This is a genomic window from Herbiconiux daphne (genome assembly GCF_024979295.1).
In the GTDB taxonomy this organism is placed as follows: domain Bacteria; phylum Actinomycetota; class Actinomycetes; order Actinomycetales; family Microbacteriaceae; genus Herbiconiux; species Herbiconiux daphnes.
Window position 1 is genome coordinate 1 of the sequence record NZ_JANLCJ010000006.1, and the last position, 16287, is coordinate 16287.

Below are 16287 nucleotides of genomic sequence, written 5' to 3' on the forward strand. Positions count from 1 at the left end.
ACCCGGTCGGCCGTCTCCGCCCAGGCGAGCTCCCGCAGCTGCGCGGCGCTCACCGACGACCGCCGCCGACGCCTGAGCCGCGCCGCCGACCCGCCGGCGGCCCGAGCGCGCGTTTCGGGAGGAGCTGCGCTCACCCGCCGCCGCCGGCGGCCCGATGCCGCGCACGTCCTCCCGAAATCCGCCCCCGGGCCGAACCGGGCAGAACCGGTCGGCCGTCTCCACCCAGGAGGCGGCCAAACCCGTCACCAAGCGCGAGGCGGCGACCGCCGCCGACGCCTGAGCCGGGCCGCCGAGCCGCCGGGCGGGCGGCCCGAGCGCGCGTTTCGGGAGGAGCTGCGCGCACCCGCCGCCGCCGGCGGCGCGAGGCGGCGCACATCCTCCCGAAACCCGGCCCGCCGGGCAGAACCGGTCAGACCCGGTCGGCCGTCTCCGCCCAGGCGAGCTCCCGCAGCTGCGCGGCGCTCACCGACGACCGCGGGTAGACCACGCCGTCGCACGCCCCGCCGCGGAACACGGCGATCGAGTCGGCGAGCTCGGTGAGCTCCTCCTCCTCGCTCGACACCACGATCACGGCCACGTTCTTCTCGTCGGCGAGCGCGCGGATGATGCCGTAGATCTCGCGCTTCGCCCCGATGTCGACGCCCTTCGTGGGCTCGTCGAGCAGCAGAAGCAGCGGCGCCTGCAGCGTGGCGCGGGCGAACAGCGCCTTCTGCTGGTTGCCGCCCGACAGCGACGTGATCGGCGCCGACACGTCTCCGCGGATCGACACCTGGCTCAGCACGTCTTCGGCCGAGCCCTTGAGAGCGCGCCAGCGCAGGATGCCGCCGCGGATGTACTTGCCGAGCACCGGCAGCACGACGTTCTCGATCGACGTCATCTGGGGCACGAAGCCGTCGGCCTTGCGCTCCTCGGACAGGAAGGCGACGCCGGCCTTGATGGCCTGCCGCGGGCTCGTGGGCCGGAACGGCTCGCCGAGCAGGCGCAACTCGCCCTCGCCGAGCGGGAACGCGCCGTAGACCGTGCGCAGGAACCGGGTGCGGCCCGAGCCGACCAGCCCGTAGATGCCGAGGATCTCGCCGGCGTGCACCGTCAGGTCGATGCCGAAGAGGTTGTTGCCTGCGATCCCCGACGCCTCGAGCACCGGGCGCCCGAACTCGCGTGCGCGAACGGCCTCGGAGACCGTCTCGACCGAGTCGAGCGAGGTCTCGCCGACGCCGTCGCCCACGATGTCCTCCACGGATGCCGCGGCCGCGGCGTGGTCTCCGACGATCGCCTCGATGACGGCCGCCCGGTCGACCTCGGCGGCCGAGCCGTCGAGCACCACGCGACCTCCGGAGAGCCCGACGATGTGGTCGGCCACGGCGAACACCTCGTCGAGCTTGTGGTCGACCAGCAGCACGCCGATGCCCTGATCGGCGCTCAGCCGGCGCACGATGCCGAGCAGATGGTCGACCTGCTCCTGCTCGAGCGCGGTCGTCGGCTCGTCGAGCAGGATGTACTTCGCGTTCTGGTTGATGGCGCGCACGACCTCCACCATCTGGCGCTGCGCGACCGGCAGCGACGAGATGAGGTCGCCCGCGCGCGCCGCGATGCCGTATTCGGCGCAGAGCTCGTCGGCCGTCTTGTTCATCTGCCGGCGGCTGAGCAGCCCGCCGTTCACGGTCTCGTGACCGAGGAAGAGGTTCTGCGCCACCGTCAGCTGATCGACCAGGCTGAGCTCCTGATAGACGCAGGCGATGCCGGCGTCGCTCGCGTCGCGCGGCACCGCGAGCTGCAGGGCCACGCCGTCGATGCGGATGTTGCCGGTGTCGGGCACCTCGGCACCCGAGAGCGATCGCAGCAACGTCGACTTGCCCGCCCCGTTGTGGCCGATCAGCGCCGTCACCTGGCCGGGCCGGATGAGCAGGCTCACGTCGCTGAGCGCACGGGTGGGGCCGTAGCTCTTCGAGATCGAGTCGACCAGGAGCCCTGGGGCGGTTGCCTCGGTGGTCATTGACGTTCTCCTTCGATTGACGCGGGGACGAGTGGGGTGGTGGCCGGGCCGCGAAGCCCGGCCACCGGTTCACAGCGGGTTCGGTTTATCCGAATTCCTTCTCACCGACGGTCTCGCCGGTGGTGTACAGCTTCAGCGGCTGCAGGATCTCGGCGGGAACGTCGTCGCCACCGAGGTAGGTCTGCACGTTGTCGAGCACGATCTTCGCGTATTCGTAGGGCTCCTGCGCGGCGCAGGCCACGTAGTCACCCTCGAGCGGCGTGTCGGCGGCGCAGAAGCCGTAGACCTTGATCGAGTCCTGGCGCCCGGCCTCGGCAATCGCCTGCAGCGCACCGACCACGGCGGGTCCGGTGTCACCGAAGATGACGTTGACGTCGGGGTTGCCCTGCAGCAGTTCACCGGTGACCTGGAGGCTGACCGCCGGGTCGACGTTCGTGTCGAGCGTCTGCAGCACCGTGGCGTTGGGGTTGGCCTTGATCGCCTCGGTGAAGCCCTCGTCGCGCTGGTTCGTCGGAATCTGCGACGGCTCGCCGAGAATGCCCACGACGAGCTTGTCGGTGGTGCCGAGGTCGGCGATGGCCTGCTCGCCCAGCTGCTGGCCGCCGGTCTTCTGGTCGGCGCCGACATACTGCACGATCGTGGCGTTCTGGTTCTTCAGGCCGTCGGGGTCGATCGTGACGTTGACCGAGAACACCGGGATGCCGGCCTGGTTCGCGGCCTTGACGCTCGAGACGCCCGTGTCGGAGTTCACGGCGTTGAGCGCGATGGCGCAGACGCCCTTCTGCACGAACGCGTCGATCTGGGCCAGCTGGTCGCTCTCGTTGTCGTTCGCGATCGCCACGTCGACCGTGTAGCCGAGTTCTTCGGCGTGGTCTTCGAAGCCCTGCTGCATGGCGATGTAGTAGGGGTTGATCGTGTTCGGCAGGGCGACCCCGATGACCGGCTTGTCGTCGGAACAGGATGCCGGCAGTGAACCCGCCGCATCGGTCGAGCCGCCCGTGCCGTCGGTGGCGGCATTGCTGCACGCGGCAAGGGTGAGCGCGAAGACGCCTACGGCAACGGCGCCGAGTGCCTTTCGTGTTTTCATGGTGTGTCCTCTCATCGTGATTCTGTGGTGCTGGGGGTGGTGATGGGCTGGGGTGGAGCGGTCGGAGGTGACGCGGTCGGGGGCGGATTCGGGCCCGAGGCCCGTTTGGCGAACACCGGGCGGCCGGAACGCGACCGCCGGAGCGTGTCGAACGAGACGCCGACGAGGATGATCACGCCGATGACGAGCGACTGCCAGTAGCTCTGCACGCTCAGCACGTTCATGCCGTTCGACACGGCGGCGATCAGCACGGCACCGATCATGGCGCCGAGCACGGTGCCGACACCGCCGAACAGCGAGATGCCGCCTACCACCGCCGCGGCGATGGAGTAGAACAGCTCGTTGCCCGTGCCGGTGGCCGGGAAGCCGACCATGAGCCGCGAGGTCACGATCATGCCGCCTATGCCGCCGCAGAACCCGCTGATGGCATAGACGAGGATGGTCGTTCGCGCGATGTTGACCCCGGCGAGGCGGGCGGCGTTCTTGTTGCCGCCGAGGGCGTAGACGTGCACGCCCTGGCGGGTGGTGCGCAGCCAGAATCCGGCGATCACCGCGGCGATCAAGAGAAGCAGCACGGGCACCGGCACGCCGGCGATGCGGCCCTGGCCGATCCACGAGAAGCCGATGTCGCGCACCTGGATGGAGTTCGCCCCGGTGATGATGAGCGGGATGGCGAGGGCGACGCCCTGGGTCGAGAAGGTGGCGATGAAGGGCGGGATGCGCACGAAGTGGATCAGCAGTCCGTTCACTACGCCGAGCGAGGTCGCGGCGATCAGCGCGATCACCACCGCGATCGGCCAGGGCACGCCCGCCTGCATCACGAGGGCCACCAGCACGCCCGACATGGCGATGTTCGCGCCGGTCGACAGGTCGATGCCGCCGGTCAGCAGCACGAAGGTCTGCCCGAGGGCGAGGAACCCGATCACGGTGCCGTTCACCAGCAGGGTGAAGGCGTTGTCGATGGTCCTGAAGTTCGGCGACAGGATGCTGAAGACCGCCAGCACCGCCACCAGCACGATGAAGATGCCGGTCTCATCCGGCAATCGACGCTTTCTCACGTGAACCTCCTTGTTCTTCATCGGTGTCGTGGTGCGCGGGTCAGTCGTTGAAGGCGTCATCGAGGCCCGTCCAATCCGCTGCGCGGGTGTAGGTGTCGCGCAGCCTGGAGTAGTCGCGCCCCGAGGGTTCGGCGACGACCCGCGACGCCGGCGCCCACTCGTCGCGCACGGCCCGGATGTCGGCGCCGCGCAGCACGGCGGCCGCTTGCACGGCGGCCCCGCCCGCCACGGCATCCTGAGCGTCGGTCACCTCCACCGCGCGGCCCGTGACGTCGGCCACGACCTGGCGGTAGGCCGCTGACGCCGCGCCGCCTCCGGTCACGAGCAGCCGGCCGTCGAGCGGGATGCCCATCTGCTGCATGCGGCGCTGACCACGCTCCATGCCGAGCACCACGCCCTCGAAGGCGGCCAGGGCGAGCTCTTCGCGACTGGTCTCGCTCGAGATGCCGGCGAGCAGGCCCCTCGACCGCGGCCGGTTGGGGGTGCGCTCGCCGTCGAGGTAGCTCACCAGCACGGGCCGGAGGCCGGCGCCGTCGGTGGCGGCGAGCGCGAGGCGCTCGAGGGCGGCATGGTCGACGCCCAGCAGGCGCGCCACGGTGTCGGTGACCTTGGCTGCGTTCAACGTGCAGATGAGGGGAAGGTAGCGGCCCGTGGCATCCGCCACCGAGTTGACGATGCCGGTGTGGTCGAACACCGGGTTCTCGCTCGTGGTGAACACCACGCCCGAGGTGCCGAGCACGTAGGCGAACTCGCCCGGGCCGACGCCGAGGCCGACCGCGCTCGCGTGCTGGTCGCCCGCGCCCGCACCGACCACGGCATCCGTGCGCACTCCGAGTTCGGCGGCGACGGCCGAGGGCACCGTGCCCGCCGGCGCCGAGGCGTCGAGCACCTCGGGCAGCATCGCGGGCCAGTCCTTGCCGGCGTCGACCAGGTCGAGCACCGAAATGATGTAGCCGCCCTCGGGCGCCGAGTAGTAGCCGGTGCCGCTCGCGTCGGAACGATCGGTGACCGCCCGGCCGCCCTGCGCCCCGCCGGTCAATCGCCAGGTGAGGTAGTCGTGCGGCAGCAGCACCGTGGCGAGCGCGGCGAAGTTCTCGGGCTCGTGCGCCTTCAGCCAGGCGAGCTTGCCGATGGTGAACGAGGGCGGGGGCAGCGTGCCGATGCGATCGGTCCAGGCGTCGCCGCCGATCTGCTCGGTGAGGCCGGCGATCTCGGCGGCGGCGGTGGTGTCGTTCCACAGCTTCGCGGGTCGGATGACGGCGCCCTTCGCGTCGAGGGGCACCAGCCCGTGGCACTGGGCGGCCACGCTCACCGCCACGATGTCGTCGGGGCGAACGGATGCCGCGGCGCGGGCCCCGGCGAAGGCCGCGACCGTGGCATCCCACCACTCGTGCGGGTGCTGCTCGCTCACGGGCGGGAAGGTCGGCGAGTGCGGCGCGCGGCCGGAGCCCAGGGTGGCCCCGGTGTCGGCGTCGCGCAGCACGACGGTGGTGGATTGGGTCGAGGAGTCGACCCCGGCGACGACGGGCATGATCAGGCGGTCTCCCGGCTGCCGGCGGTGCCGGTGGTGCTGAAGCCGTCGTCGAGACCGGTGAACTCGGGGATGTCGAGGCCCGACAGCTCCGGGGGCAGGCTAGCGAGCAGGCCGACCGCGCCGCCGGGGTGGGTGAAGTGCACGCGCTCCCAACTCACCGCGTGCGCTCGCATGAGCACCACGGCCAGCGCGTCGAGCCACACGCTGTGGGCGAGCGTGCTGCCCATGGCGAGCAGGTTGCCGGGGTCGGCCGTGGGGTAGTTGCGCAGTTCCACGGTGATGTCGGCCAGTTTGCCGAGGGGCGAGTTCGCGTTGGAGGTCAGCGCGACGACCGTGGTTCCGATGCTCTGCACGCGGGCCACGAGGTCGTTGAGCTCGCTCGACGACCCGCCCTTGGAGAGGGCGATCATCACGTCGTCGGCCTCGACCGCGCCCATCGAGCCGTGCAGTCCGTCGCCCGGGTTGAGGAAGAACGCGGGGGTTCCCGATACCGAGAACAGGTGAGCGGAGCGGCGGGCGATGAAACCGCTGGTGCCCGACCCGGTCATCACGACCTTGCCGGTCATCGCGTTGAGCAGCGCGGCGACCCGCACGAAGCGGTCGTCGACCTGGTCGAGGATGTCGAGCACGGCTTCCGCCTCGAGGCGAACCTGCTGGCGGCCCGCCTCGATGACGGCGGACTGGGGGGAGTCGTTCATGCTCGATCCTCTTTCACGACGGTGTGTCCCGCTCAGTATGAAACTGCCTCTGCACGAATGTCAAACAGGGTGCTCAAATGAGCGCACATGAGAGCCCCGGCATCCGTATCATGGTCTCGGGCCGACAGCCGTCGACCCCCACTGCCGCGAGCGCGGACCTCACCGACGATGGGCTGCGATGCCACCACCACTCACCCCCGGGGCCGCGATCCTGGCCGCCACCATCGCGCGCCGGTTCTACGTCGACGGCGGCACCAAGTCGGAGATCGCCGACGAGATGGGACTGTCGCGATTCAAGGTCGCCCGGCTGCTCGAGCAGAGCGTGCGCGAGGGCATCGTGCGATTCGAGATCGCGACGCCGAACTCGTTCAACAGCGAGCTCTCCGAGACGCTGCGCAAGCGGTTCGGGCTGCGCCGGGTGATCGTGATCGACGTGCCCGACGAAGAGCGCACGCCCGCCGGCATCCGTCAGGCCGTGGGCCGCGGCGCCGCCGCGGTGCTGAGCGACCTGGTGACCGAGACCGACGTGCTCGGCATCGGCTGGGGGCGCACCCTCAGCGCCATGTCGCTCGAGCTGACCGAGATCGCGCGCTGCCTCGTGGTGCAGATGGGCGGCATGGTGGGGTCGATCACCGAGAACTCGCTCGAACTCGTGCGCAAGATCAGCGAGGTGGGCGGCGGCCAGGCCTATCCGCTGTTCGTGCCGCTCATCGTGCAGAACGCCCAGACCGCCCAGAGCCTGGCCACTCAGCCCGGCGTCGCGGCCGCCATGAAGCTGTTCGACTCCATCACCGTCGCGGCGGTCGCGGTGGGCAGCTGGGATCCGCCGGATTCGCAGATGATGGCGAGCCTGCCCGTGCACGAGCGCGACGAGCTGACCCGCAAGGGCGTCGCGGCCGAGGTGCTGTCGACGCTCATCCTGCACGACGGCACCGTGCTGCCCGACCTGCAGGACCGCTCGATGGCCACCGGCATCGACGTGCTGCGCGGCATCCCCGAGCTGGTGCTCATCGCCGGCGGGCAGTCGAAGGCCGAGGCGGTGCGGGCGGTCATCCGGGCCGGACTCGGCACGACGCTCGTCACCGACAACTCCATGGCGGAGCTGCTGCGGCAGATGTGAGCGCTAGTGGGCGTGCTGCGCGGCGCGGGCGCGCAGCAGGGCGAGCTGGTCGCCGGCGTGCTCGGCTCCGAAGACGCTCGAGCCCGCGACGAAGGTGTTCGCACCGGCATCCGCGGCTTCGCCGATGGTGTCCTCGTTGATGCCGCCGTCGACCTGCACCCAGACGTCGAGGCCGGTCGCGTCGACCGCCTCGCGCAAGCGGCGCAGCTTCGGCATGGTCGACGCGAGAAAGCTCTGGCCGCCGAAGCCGGGCTCGACCGTCATGACGAGCACCATGTCGACCTCGTCGAGCAGGGGCAGGTAGGGCTCGATCGGGGTGCCCGGCTTGATGGCCAGCCCGGCTCTCGCTCCGCGCCGACGGATGCCGCGGGCGATGTCGACCGGATCCGCCGCCGCCTCGGCGTGGAACGTGACCGAGTGCGCCCCGGCCTCGGCGTAGTCGCCCGCCCAGCGAGCGGGGTCGTCGACCATCAGGTGCACGTCGAGCGGCAGGGGGCTGCCCGCGACGAGGCGCTCGACGACCGGCAGGCCGAACGAGAGGTTCGGCACGAAGTGGTAGTCCATGACGTCGACGTGGATCATGTCGGCGTCGGCGACTCGGGCGAGCTCGTCGCCGAGGCGCAGGAAGTCGGCGGCCAGGATGCTGGGATGGATGCGAATCGCCACGGCTAGACCCTAGTGGTCACCGGATGCGCCGCGTCGGAACGGACGAGCAGCAGCGCCTCGGCCGTCGCGGAGTCGGTGACCAGGGTGGTGACCAGCCCGCTCTGCAGCACCGCCGCGATGGCCGCCACCTTGTCGGCGCCTCCGGCGAGCGTCACCACCTCGGGAACCCGGCGCAGTTCGTCGACCGTCACGCCCACCGCGCGCTCGAGCGCGGGCGCGGCGATCGGGGCGCCCGCGGCGTCGAAGACCACCGAGCACACGTCGGCTACGGCGCCGCGCGCCACCAGGTCGTCGCGCTCGGCGGGCGTGAACTCGCCGAACAGCGACGAGCGGGGCGGTTGCCACGAGCCGATGCCGACGAGGGCGATCGTGAGCCGGCCGAAGCGGTCGATGGCGTCGGCGAGGCTCGGGTCGGCGCGCAGTTCTTCGGCCATCGAGGCGGTGCGCACGAGCAGGGGCGCGTGCAGCGGAAAGGCGCGGCCGCCGGTCTTGCCGGTGAGGCGCCGTACGAGTTCGACACCGCTCACGTCCATCTCGGCCGCCCGCACGCCGCCGACCATCTGCACCACGTCGGCCGGCGCGAGCGTCGACACCGCGTCGACGAGGCCGGTGAGAGTGGCGCCCCACGAGATGCCGAGCACGTCGTCGGGGCCCACGACGCCGGCCAGCAACTGGGCGCCGGCCGTGCCGATCAGCGCGGCCGTGGCATCCGGAGCGGCGTCGATGGCGCGCACCACGATGGCCCGAGGCATGCCGTAGGCCCGGGCCAGCCGCTCGCCGAGCGCGAGGTCGACGTCGGCGGGCATGTCGACGTAGATGCGCACGATGCCGCTCGCCTTCGCCTCGTCGAGCAGGCGGGCGACCTTGAAGCGCGAGATGCCCAGTTCGTCGGCGATCTCGTTCTTCTGCTTGTCGTCGATGTAGTAGCGGCGGGCGACGATCGCGGCCTCGAGCGAGACGGGGGCGGTGCCGCGGCGGCCGTCGGGGGCCGGGTCGCCGGGGCGGCGCACGACGGCGCGGGGGTCGGTCATCGGGTTCCTCCATGGCGCGACCTTTGACGCGCTCTGGGGGCTAGTGTACTCTAGCGTCGTGCTCTTATGAGCGCTGGTTTCACATTTGAGCGGTTGTCTCCGCTCCCTCACCCCGACGGAGAGCAATGTCGATCGACGTTCGAGTTCCCACCACCGGCAATGCGGGGGAGGACGCCGTGATCGTCGACTGGAACGTCTCGGTGGGGTCGCAGGTGCACGCCGGCGACGTGCTCGTGACGCTCGAGACCGCGAAGGCGACCATCGAGGTCGAGGCGCCGGCGGGCGGCGAGATCTTGGCGATCAAGTTCGAGCCCGGCGACGAGGTGCCCGAACACGAGGTGCTCGCGGTGCTGGGCGAGGCGGGCGAGGTGCTGGGCGGCTCGTCGCCTGGGCCGGTCTCCGCCGGCCCAGGCGCCGACGCCGATGATCCGGGGGCCACCGCGCCGGCGACACCAACCCCGGCCGTGTCCGTGCAGGCTGCGGCGGCCGGCGAGGCTCCCACTTCGACATTCTCGGCGGAGACGGCGACGGCGACGGCTACGGCTACGGATGCCGCGGCCTCCGCCTCGCCGGTGGCGCGCGTCAAAGCCTCCCCTCGTGCCCGCATCCTCGCCGATCGGAACGACGTCGACCTCGCGACGGTCGCCGGCACCGGGCCGGGCGGGCGCATCATCATCGCCGATGTGCTCGCGGCGCGAACGCGGGCCCAGGCGCGGGCGGAGAGCCCGGCGCCTGCCGGCGAAACATCCGCCGGCAATTCGTTCGCTTCCCCGGGTGCTGCCGCCCCGATCGCGGGTGCGACGACCACCGCCGACCCCGACAACGCGCCTGCGATCAGCTCAGCAGCCAATGCCGGCGCCGCCGCCGACTTCACGCTCGTGCCCGTGCGCGGCGCCCGCAAGGTGACGGCGCAGCGCATGACGGAGTCGCTGCAGAATTCGGCGCAGGTCACGCTCACCCGCTACGCCGACGCCACCGCCATGCTCGCCTACGTCGCCCGGCTGCGCTCGGTCACCGACGACCGCGGCCTGCCGAAGATCGGCGTGAACGACATCGTGCTGTTCGCCACCGCGAGGGCCGTGGCGAAGCATCCCGAGGCCAACTCCACCTTCGACTGGGACGGCATCCGGCAGTACCACAGCGTCGATCTCGGGTTCGCGGTCGACACCGGGGCGGCGCTGCTCGTTCCCGTCATCGCCGGCGCCGACCGGCTGAGCCTCGCCGATCTCGGCGCGGCCGCTCGCGCGGCGATCGAGAAGTCGCGCGCGGGCCGGCTCACCACGGCCGAGATGAGCGGCGGCACCTTCACCGTGTCGAACCTCGGCAGCCTCGGCGTGCACTGGTTCACGCCCGTGCTCAACCCGCCGCAGTCGTGCATCCTCGGTGTCGGTGCGGCGCACCGCACGCATCCGGATGCCCCGAGCCTGCTGCCGTTGTCCCTCACGTTCGACCACCGCGCCCTCGACGGCGCCGCGGCCGCGGGCGTGCTCGCCGACATCGCGCGCGCCATCGAGACCGTCGACGTGCTGTCGGCCTTCTGACCCCCCACGCCCCGCTTCAACCGAAGGACACGACGAACAATGGCAAAAGAGCTGCTCATCGATCCGGCCGCCACCCGCAGCCGGTCGGAGCTCACGTTCGAATCGATCGCCGTCAACACCTACGAGCCCGACCTGGCGCGCGAGCGATCGCTGCACGGCGACGACGCGCTCGAGCGCATCGGGCGCGACATGGTGCTCGTGCGCGAGTTCGAGCTCATGCTCAACGCCATCAAGCGCGAGGGCTCCTACCGCGGCATCGACTACGTGCACGCCGGGCCCGCCCACCTCTCGATCGGACAGGAGGCGGCCGCGGTCGGCCAGGCCTTCACCCTGTCGTCGACCGACAAGGTCTTCGGCAGCCACCGCAGCCACGGCGAGGTCATCGCGAAGGGCCTGTCGGCCATCCATTCCACCGACGCCGGGGTGCTGACGGATGCCTTCAGCGGTTGGTCGGAGGGCGCGATCTGGAACGTCGTGCAGAGCCGTCTGGCCGACGACGACTTCGAGCAGCTCGCCATCAACTACCTGCTCTACGGCATGACCGCCGAGACGTTCGGCCGGCGCACCGGCTTCAACCGCGGGCTCGGCGGCAGCATGCACGCCTTCTTCCCGCCCCTCGGCATCTACCCCAACAACGCGATCGTGGGTGGATCGGGCCCACTCGCCACGGGCGCCGCGCTCTACAACCGGCTGCAGGCGAAGCCCGGCATCGTGGTCGCGTCGATCGGCGACGCGTCGACCGGCACGGGCCCGGTCTGGGAGTCGTTCAACTTCGCGAGCATGGCGCAGCTGCACACCCTGATGGACGACGAGCACCGCGGCGGCCTGCCCGTGGTGTTCTTCATCGTCAACAACTTCTACGGCATGGGCGGCCAGACCATCGGCGAGACCATGGCCTACGACCGGCTCGCCCGCATCGGCGCCGGCATCAACGCGCAGAACATGCACGCGCAGACCATCGACGGCAACAACCCGCTCGCCGTGATCGAGGCCATGACCATCGCCCGCCAGCACCTCGAGTCGGGCGACGGGCCGGTGCTCATCGACTGCCAGACCTACCGGCAGTCGGGGCACTCGCCCTCGGATGCCTCGTCGTACCGCACCAAAGACGAACTCGACCTGTGGGCGTCGATCGACCCGATCGACAGCCACTTCGCGCGGCTCGTCGAGGGGGGTGTCGTGCCCGCCGGCCGCCAGGCCGAGTGGAAGGCGTGGGCGGAGAAGAAGGTGTCGGCGGCCCTCGAGGTGGCGATCGATTCATCCGTCTCGCCCCGTCTCTCGCTGCGGCGTGACCCGCGGGTGATGGCGGGACTCACCTTCAACAACACGTCGATCGACCTCGCCGAGGCCCCCGCGGGCGAGACCCTCGTGCCGGTCGCCGAGCTGCCGCACCTGCAGTCGCTGGCCCGCAAGTCGCGCTCGGGCCTCGGCGACGACGGCAAGACGCTCTCGGGGGCGAAGGCGATCACGTTCCGCGACGCGCTCTTCGAGACCATCGTCACGCACGCCGCCGCCGACGACCGGCTGGCGATGTGGGGCGAAGAGAACCGCGACTGGGGCGGGTCGTTCGGGGTCTACCGCGGCCTCACCGAGCTGCTGCCGCGGCATCGCCTGTTCAACTCGCCGATCTCGGAGGCCGTGATCGTGGGGGCCGGCGTCGGCTACGCACTCTCGGGCGGACGGGCGATGGTCGAGCTGATGTACGCCGACTTCATCGGGCGCGCCGGCGACGAGATCTTCAACCAGATGGCCAAGTGGCAGGCGATGTCGGGCGGGCTCGCGACCGTGCCCATGGTGCTGCGGGTGTCAGTGGGCGCGAAATACGGCGCCCAGCACTCACAGGACTGGAGCTCGATGGTGGCGGGGGTGCCGGGCCTCAAAGTGGTGTTCCCGGCCACGGCGCACGACGCCAAAGGGCTGCTCGCGTCGGCCCTCTCGGGCAACGACCCGGTGGTGTTCTTCGAGAGCCAGCGGCTCTACGACACGGTCGAGACGGTCTACCCCGAGGGCGTGCCGGCCGACTACTACCAGACACCGATCGGCGCGCCGCACGTGGTGCGCGCCGGGTCGGATCTCACCATCCTCACCGTCGGCGCCGCCCTCTACCGGGGCCTGGATGCCGCACGCGAACTGTCGGAGACCTACGGCGTCTCGGCCGAGGTGATCGACGCGCGCTCGCTCGTGCCGTTCGAGTACGACCTGCTGCTGGAGTCGGTCGCGAAGACCGGTCGGCTGGTCTGCGTGTCGGATGCGAACCTGCGCGGCAGCTGGCTCAACACCGTCGCGGCCACCGTCTCGACCGAGGCGTTCGACGACCTGGATGCCCCGGTGGTGGTGCTCGGCGCCCGCAACTGGATCGCACCGCCGGCCGAACTCGAGTGGGACTTCTTCGTGACCCCGGCCGACATCGTCGACGCGGTGCATTCGCGCATCCTGCCGCTCGCCGGTCACGTGGTGCAAGACGCCCCGGGGGCCGAGGGCACGCTCGACGAGTCGGCGATGGGCATCTGATGAAGCTCTACGCCGACAGCGCCTCGGTGGCGGCGGTGGTTCCGCTGCTGCACGACGGGCTCGTGCGCGGGGTCACCACCAATCCGTCGATCCTCGCGCGCGACGGGCTGGGAGCGGCCGATCTGCCGCGTCTCTACGACGAGTTCAGTGCCGCCGGCGCCGACGAGATCTTCCTGCAGGCCACGGGCGACTCGCGGGCCGCGCTGTTCGACGACGCCTCGCGCATCGCCGGATTCGGGCATCGCGTGGTGGTGAAGGTGCCGGCCACCCCCGACGGGTTCCGGGTGGCCCACGACCTGATGGCGCACGACGTGCGGGTGCTGCTGACCGCCGTCTACAGCCTCGCGCAGGCCACGTTCGCGGCATCCCTCGGCGTCGACTACATCGCGCCCTACTTCGGCCGGCTGGTCGACTCGGGCGAAGACGGCCTGTCGAAGGTGTCGAACATGACCACGGTGCTCGCCTCGACGCGCACCCGCGTGCTCGTCGCGAGCGTGCGGTCGCCGAACGCGGCGGCCACGCTCGCGCTCAACGGCGTGAGCCACATCACGGCCGACGTGCCCGTGCTGCTGGCGATGATGGTCGACCCGGTCACCGAGCAGTCGGCCCTCGAGTTCGAGCGGGTCGCCGCGGGCGGCTGACGCGGGCGGCGCGGTGGCGGCTGACGCGGGCGGCTGACGCGCGCTACCGCGGCAGGTCGGCGAGGGTGGGCGGGTTCGCGCCGGCGCGGGAGACCGTGACGGCCGCGCAGTCGGCCGCGAAGGCGCCGATGCGGGCGAGCTCGGCGGCGTCGAACGCCGATCCGTCGCGGAGGGCTAGGGGGTCGACCCCGGCGTCGAGCAGCGCCGCCAGCTGCCAGATGAGCGCGCTCATGAACGAGTCGCCCGCCCCGATCGTGTCGACCACGGTCACCGGCACCCCCGGCACCACCCGCCGTTCGGATGCCGTCGCCAGCACGGCCCCATCGCCCCCGCGGGTCACCGCCACCACCGCCGGACCGAGCTGCAGGATGCGATCGATCGACTCGTCGACACTCGATCGCGGAAAGAGCCACTCGGCATCCTCGTCGCTCAGCTTCAGCACGGTGCTGAGCCGGGCGATCTCGACGAACCGTGCGCACGCCGCGTCGTGCGACCCCACGAGGGCCGGACGGATGTTGGGGTCGAACGTCACGATCGCGTCGGGCCGGCTGCGCAACAGCGCCACCACCGCCGATCCGCCGGGCTCGACGAAGGCGCCGAGCGACCCGGTGTGCACGATGTCGGCCACCGGCAGCTCGACGCCGGCCGGCACCGACCAGCGCACGTCGAAGTCGTACTCGGCCGATCCGTCGGCCCGCAGACGAGCGGTCGCCGACGACGTCACCTCATCGCGGAACGACGCGGCCACGATCTCGACACCCGCCTCGCGCAGGTGGTGCACGATGGACTCGCCCCGCGCATCCGGCCCCACCGCGGTGAGCAGCTTGACGCTGCGACCCAGGCGCGCCAGCCCGTAGGCGATGTTCATGGGCGAGCCGCCCGGGTGCTCGGCCGCACCCTCGGCGCTCTCGACGACGTCGACGAGCGATTCACCGATCGCGAGCACGGTAGCGGCCACCAGGCATCCCCTCTGCTGAATGGCTCTCAGTGTATTGCCCGCCCGCCCGGCGGTGAGGGGTCGCCGGAAGATTCCGGATGCGGGCTTCCGGATGCCGGCTTCCGGATGCCGGCTCCCGGACGCGGGCTCCCGGATGCCGCCGCCGAGCCGACCTGGGGGCGCACCGCCGTCGCGACCGGGGTGGCGGCTTCGCGGCGCGTAGCCTTCTGAGGTGCCATTCGATCCCACCGCCGACCTCGACGACCGCTACGGCTCCGACGTGCTCGCCGACTACAACCGCCGCGCCCGGCCCGTGGAACTGCCCCGGGTCGAGGCCGAGTTCGACCTCGTGGTCGAAGAGGTGGCCACCGACTTCTGCGGCTCCGTCGTCCGCGTCGAGGGCCGCACGGTCGAGCTCGAAGACCGCCACGGCACGCGGCGGGTGTTTCCGCTCGGCGCCGGATTCCTCTTCGAGGGCCGAGCGGTGCAGCTGGTGCATCCGAAGTCCGCGGCCACCAAGGCGGCCGAGGCCGGGCGGCGGCGCACGGCCTCCGGATCGTTCGCAGCCCCGCAGGAACGCGCGCGGGTGGCCCGCGCCAGCCGCATCTACGTCGAGGGCCGGCACGATGCCGAGCTGGTCGAGAAGGTCTGGGGCGACGACCTGCGCGGCGAGGGCGTCGTCGTGGAATACCTCGAGGGCGTCGACGACCTCGACGCCGTGGTGCGCGAGTTCGCCCCGACGCGCGAGCGGCGCATCGGCGTGCTCGTCGACCACCTGGTCGCCGGCTCGAAGGAGAGCCGGATAGCGGATGCCGTTGCGCGCGGCCCGTTCGGATCGAACGTTCTCGTCGTCGGGCATCCGTTCGTCGACATCTGGCAGGCCGTCACCCCGAAGGCGCTCGGCATCCGTGCCTGGCCCACCGTGCCGCGCTCGATCGAGTGGAAGCACGGCATCTGCGAGGCCTTCGGCTGGCCGCACGCCGACCAGGCCGACATCGCGCGGGCGTGGAAACGCATCCTGTCGCGGGTGCACACCTACACCGACCTCGAGCCGGTGCTGCTCGGCCGTGTGGAGCAACTCATCGACTTCGTGACCGAGCCGGCCTAGCGCCCGAGCCCTCCGCAGCCGCCCGCGCAACCTTCGGGAGGCCACCACGCCCCCCGCCCCCTTCGGGAGGCCACACCGGCCTCCTCAACGGCGAACACCCTCCCGAACGCACCGCCGACCCGACCAGGGGCCTCTGCTGGTGACGGCCCGGCTTCGGGAGGCCATTACGCGCCATCCGCGACTTCCGGCGGCCACAGCGGCCTCCCAAACGGGGAACGGCCTCCCGGCGCCCAGTGGCGTGGGATCGCTCGGGAGGCCGCCACACGCGCCGGCCCGTTCGGGAGGCCACATCGGCCTCCCGAAGGGCGAAGAGCCTCCCGAGCGCGCGCCCGTCCGACCCGACCGGGGGAGGGGCAGGGGCC

General features: G+C 71.3%; 15 protein-coding genes. 6 read left to right on the plus strand and 9 right to left on the minus strand.

What is annotated here, in order from left to right:
- The first annotated feature begins 154 nt into the window (after positions 1–154).
- Entirely contained in the window at positions 155–280 is a 126-nt protein-coding gene (locus N1032_RS16040) for a hypothetical protein (protein ID WP_259540187.1), read from the plus strand.
- Between the two features lie 129 nt (positions 281–409).
- On the opposite strand, the gene N1032_RS16045 is transcribed toward N1032_RS16040, so the two are convergent.
- The 5 genes from N1032_RS16045 to N1032_RS16065 form a co-directional block, all read right to left on the minus strand.
- The gene (locus tag N1032_RS16045) at positions 410–1993 is read right to left on the minus strand and encodes a sugar ABC transporter ATP-binding protein (RefSeq protein WP_259540188.1); all 1584 of its coding nucleotides are present in this window, start codon (positions 1991–1993) and stop codon (positions 410–412) included.
- A gap of 85 nt (positions 1994–2078) precedes the next feature.
- The gene (locus N1032_RS16050) at positions 2079–3080 is read right to left on the minus strand and encodes a substrate-binding domain-containing protein (protein WP_259540190.1); all 1002 of its coding nucleotides are present in this window, start codon (positions 3078–3080) and stop codon (positions 2079–2081) included.
- A gap of 11 nt (positions 3081–3091) precedes the next feature.
- Positions 3092–4138, minus strand: a complete 1047-nt coding sequence (locus N1032_RS16055) for an ABC transporter permease (RefSeq protein ID WP_259540191.1) — start codon at positions 4136–4138, stop codon at positions 3092–3094.
- Positions 4139–4178: 40 nt separating this feature from the next.
- Positions 4179–5669, minus strand: a complete 1491-nt coding sequence (xylB, locus tag N1032_RS16060) for a xylulokinase (protein ID WP_259540192.1) — start codon at positions 5667–5669, stop codon at positions 4179–4181.
- Between the two features lie 2 nt (positions 5670–5671).
- A complete protein-coding gene (locus tag N1032_RS16065) occupies positions 5672–6370 on the minus strand; it encodes a KpsF/GutQ family sugar-phosphate isomerase (protein ID WP_259540193.1) in 699 nt (232 codons plus the stop codon).
- A gap of 178 nt (positions 6371–6548) precedes the next feature.
- Here N1032_RS16065 and N1032_RS16070 point away from each other — a divergent pair, with 178 nt between their 5' ends.
- Entirely contained in the window at positions 6549–7490 is a 942-nt protein-coding gene (locus tag N1032_RS16070) for a sugar-binding transcriptional regulator (protein WP_259540194.1), read from the plus strand.
- A 3-nt stretch (positions 7491–7493) separates the two neighbouring features.
- On the opposite strand, the gene rpe is transcribed toward N1032_RS16070, so the two are convergent.
- Positions 7494–8156 carry a ribulose-phosphate 3-epimerase gene (gene rpe / locus N1032_RS16075; RefSeq protein WP_259540195.1) on the minus strand — a complete coding sequence of 221 codons (663 nt, stop codon included), beginning with the start codon at positions 8154–8156 and terminating at the stop codon, positions 7494–7496.
- Positions 8157–8158: 2 nt separating this feature from the next.
- Positions 8159–9187, minus strand: a complete 1029-nt coding sequence (locus N1032_RS16080; RefSeq protein ID WP_259540196.1) for a sugar-binding transcriptional regulator — start codon at positions 9185–9187, stop codon at positions 8159–8161.
- A gap of 125 nt (positions 9188–9312) precedes the next feature.
- On the opposite strand from N1032_RS16080, the gene N1032_RS16085 reads away from it, so the two are divergent.
- From N1032_RS16085 to N1032_RS16095, 3 genes are read left to right on the plus strand one after another with little or no spacing between them, the layout of a single operon-like run.
- Complete coding sequence (locus N1032_RS16085) at positions 9313–10728, plus strand: dihydrolipoamide acetyltransferase family protein (protein ID WP_259540197.1); 1416 nt, start codon at positions 9313–9315, stop codon at positions 10726–10728.
- A 39-nt stretch (positions 10729–10767) separates the two neighbouring features.
- Positions 10768–13239: an alpha-ketoacid dehydrogenase subunit alpha/beta gene (locus N1032_RS16090; protein ID WP_259540198.1), complete on the plus strand. Its 2472-nt coding sequence runs from the start codon at positions 10768–10770 to the stop codon at positions 13237–13239.
- Complete coding sequence (locus N1032_RS16095; RefSeq protein WP_259540199.1) at positions 13239–13880, plus strand: transaldolase family protein; 642 nt, start codon at positions 13239–13241, stop codon at positions 13878–13880. Before N1032_RS16090 ends, N1032_RS16095 begins: the two co-directional genes overlap by 1 nt.
- Positions 13881–13923: 43 nt before the next feature.
- On the opposite strand, the gene N1032_RS16100 is transcribed toward N1032_RS16095, so the two are convergent.
- Positions 13924–14838: a carbohydrate kinase family protein gene (locus N1032_RS16100; RefSeq protein ID WP_259540200.1), complete on the minus strand. Its 915-nt coding sequence runs from the start codon at positions 14836–14838 to the stop codon at positions 13924–13926.
- Positions 14839–14864: 26 nt separating this feature from the next.
- Positions 14865–15056 carry a hypothetical protein gene (locus N1032_RS16105; RefSeq protein WP_259540201.1) on the minus strand — a complete coding sequence of 64 codons (192 nt, stop codon included), beginning with the start codon at positions 15054–15056 and terminating at the stop codon, positions 14865–14867.
- On the opposite strand from N1032_RS16105, the gene N1032_RS16110 reads away from it, so the two are divergent.
- Entirely contained in the window at positions 15050–15925 is an 876-nt protein-coding gene (locus N1032_RS16110) for a DUF3097 domain-containing protein (protein ID WP_259540202.1), read from the plus strand. The genes N1032_RS16105 and N1032_RS16110 overlap by 7 nt on opposite strands.
- Positions 15926–16287 lie beyond the last annotated feature (362 nt).

Bases quoted from the DNA above. Each gene is read 5' to 3' on its own strand.
- N1032_RS16040 (WP_259540187.1), top strand. From the start codon at position 155: ATGCCGCGCACGTCCTCCCGAAATCCGCCCCCGGGCCGAACCGGGCAG.
- N1032_RS16045 (WP_259540188.1), bottom strand. From the start codon at position 1,993: ATGACCACCGAGGCAACCGCCCCAGGGCTCCTGGTCGACTCGATCTCG.
- N1032_RS16050 (WP_259540190.1), bottom strand. From the start codon at position 3,080: ATGAAAACACGAAAGGCACTCGGCGCCGTTGCCGTAGGCGTCTTCGCG.
- xylB (WP_259540192.1), bottom strand. From the start codon at position 5,669: ATGCCCGTCGTCGCCGGGGTCGACTCCTCGACCCAATCCACCACCGTC.
- N1032_RS16065 (WP_259540193.1), bottom strand. From the start codon at position 6,370: ATGAACGACTCCCCCCAGTCCGCCGTCATCGAGGCGGGCCGCCAGCAG.
- N1032_RS16070 (WP_259540194.1), top strand. From the start codon at position 6,549: ATGCCACCACCACTCACCCCCGGGGCCGCGATCCTGGCCGCCACCATC.
- N1032_RS16080 (WP_259540196.1), bottom strand. From the start codon at position 9,187: ATGACCGACCCCCGCGCCGTCGTGCGCCGCCCCGGCGACCCGGCCCCC.
- N1032_RS16085 (WP_259540197.1), top strand. From the start codon at position 9,313: ATGTCGATCGACGTTCGAGTTCCCACCACCGGCAATGCGGGGGAGGAC.
- N1032_RS16090 (WP_259540198.1), top strand. From the start codon at position 10,768: ATGGCAAAAGAGCTGCTCATCGATCCGGCCGCCACCCGCAGCCGGTCG.
- N1032_RS16095 (WP_259540199.1), top strand. From the start codon at position 13,239: ATGAAGCTCTACGCCGACAGCGCCTCGGTGGCGGCGGTGGTTCCGCTG.
- N1032_RS16105 (WP_259540201.1), bottom strand. From the start codon at position 15,056: ATGGCACCTCAGAAGGCTACGCGCCGCGAAGCCGCCACCCCGGTCGCG.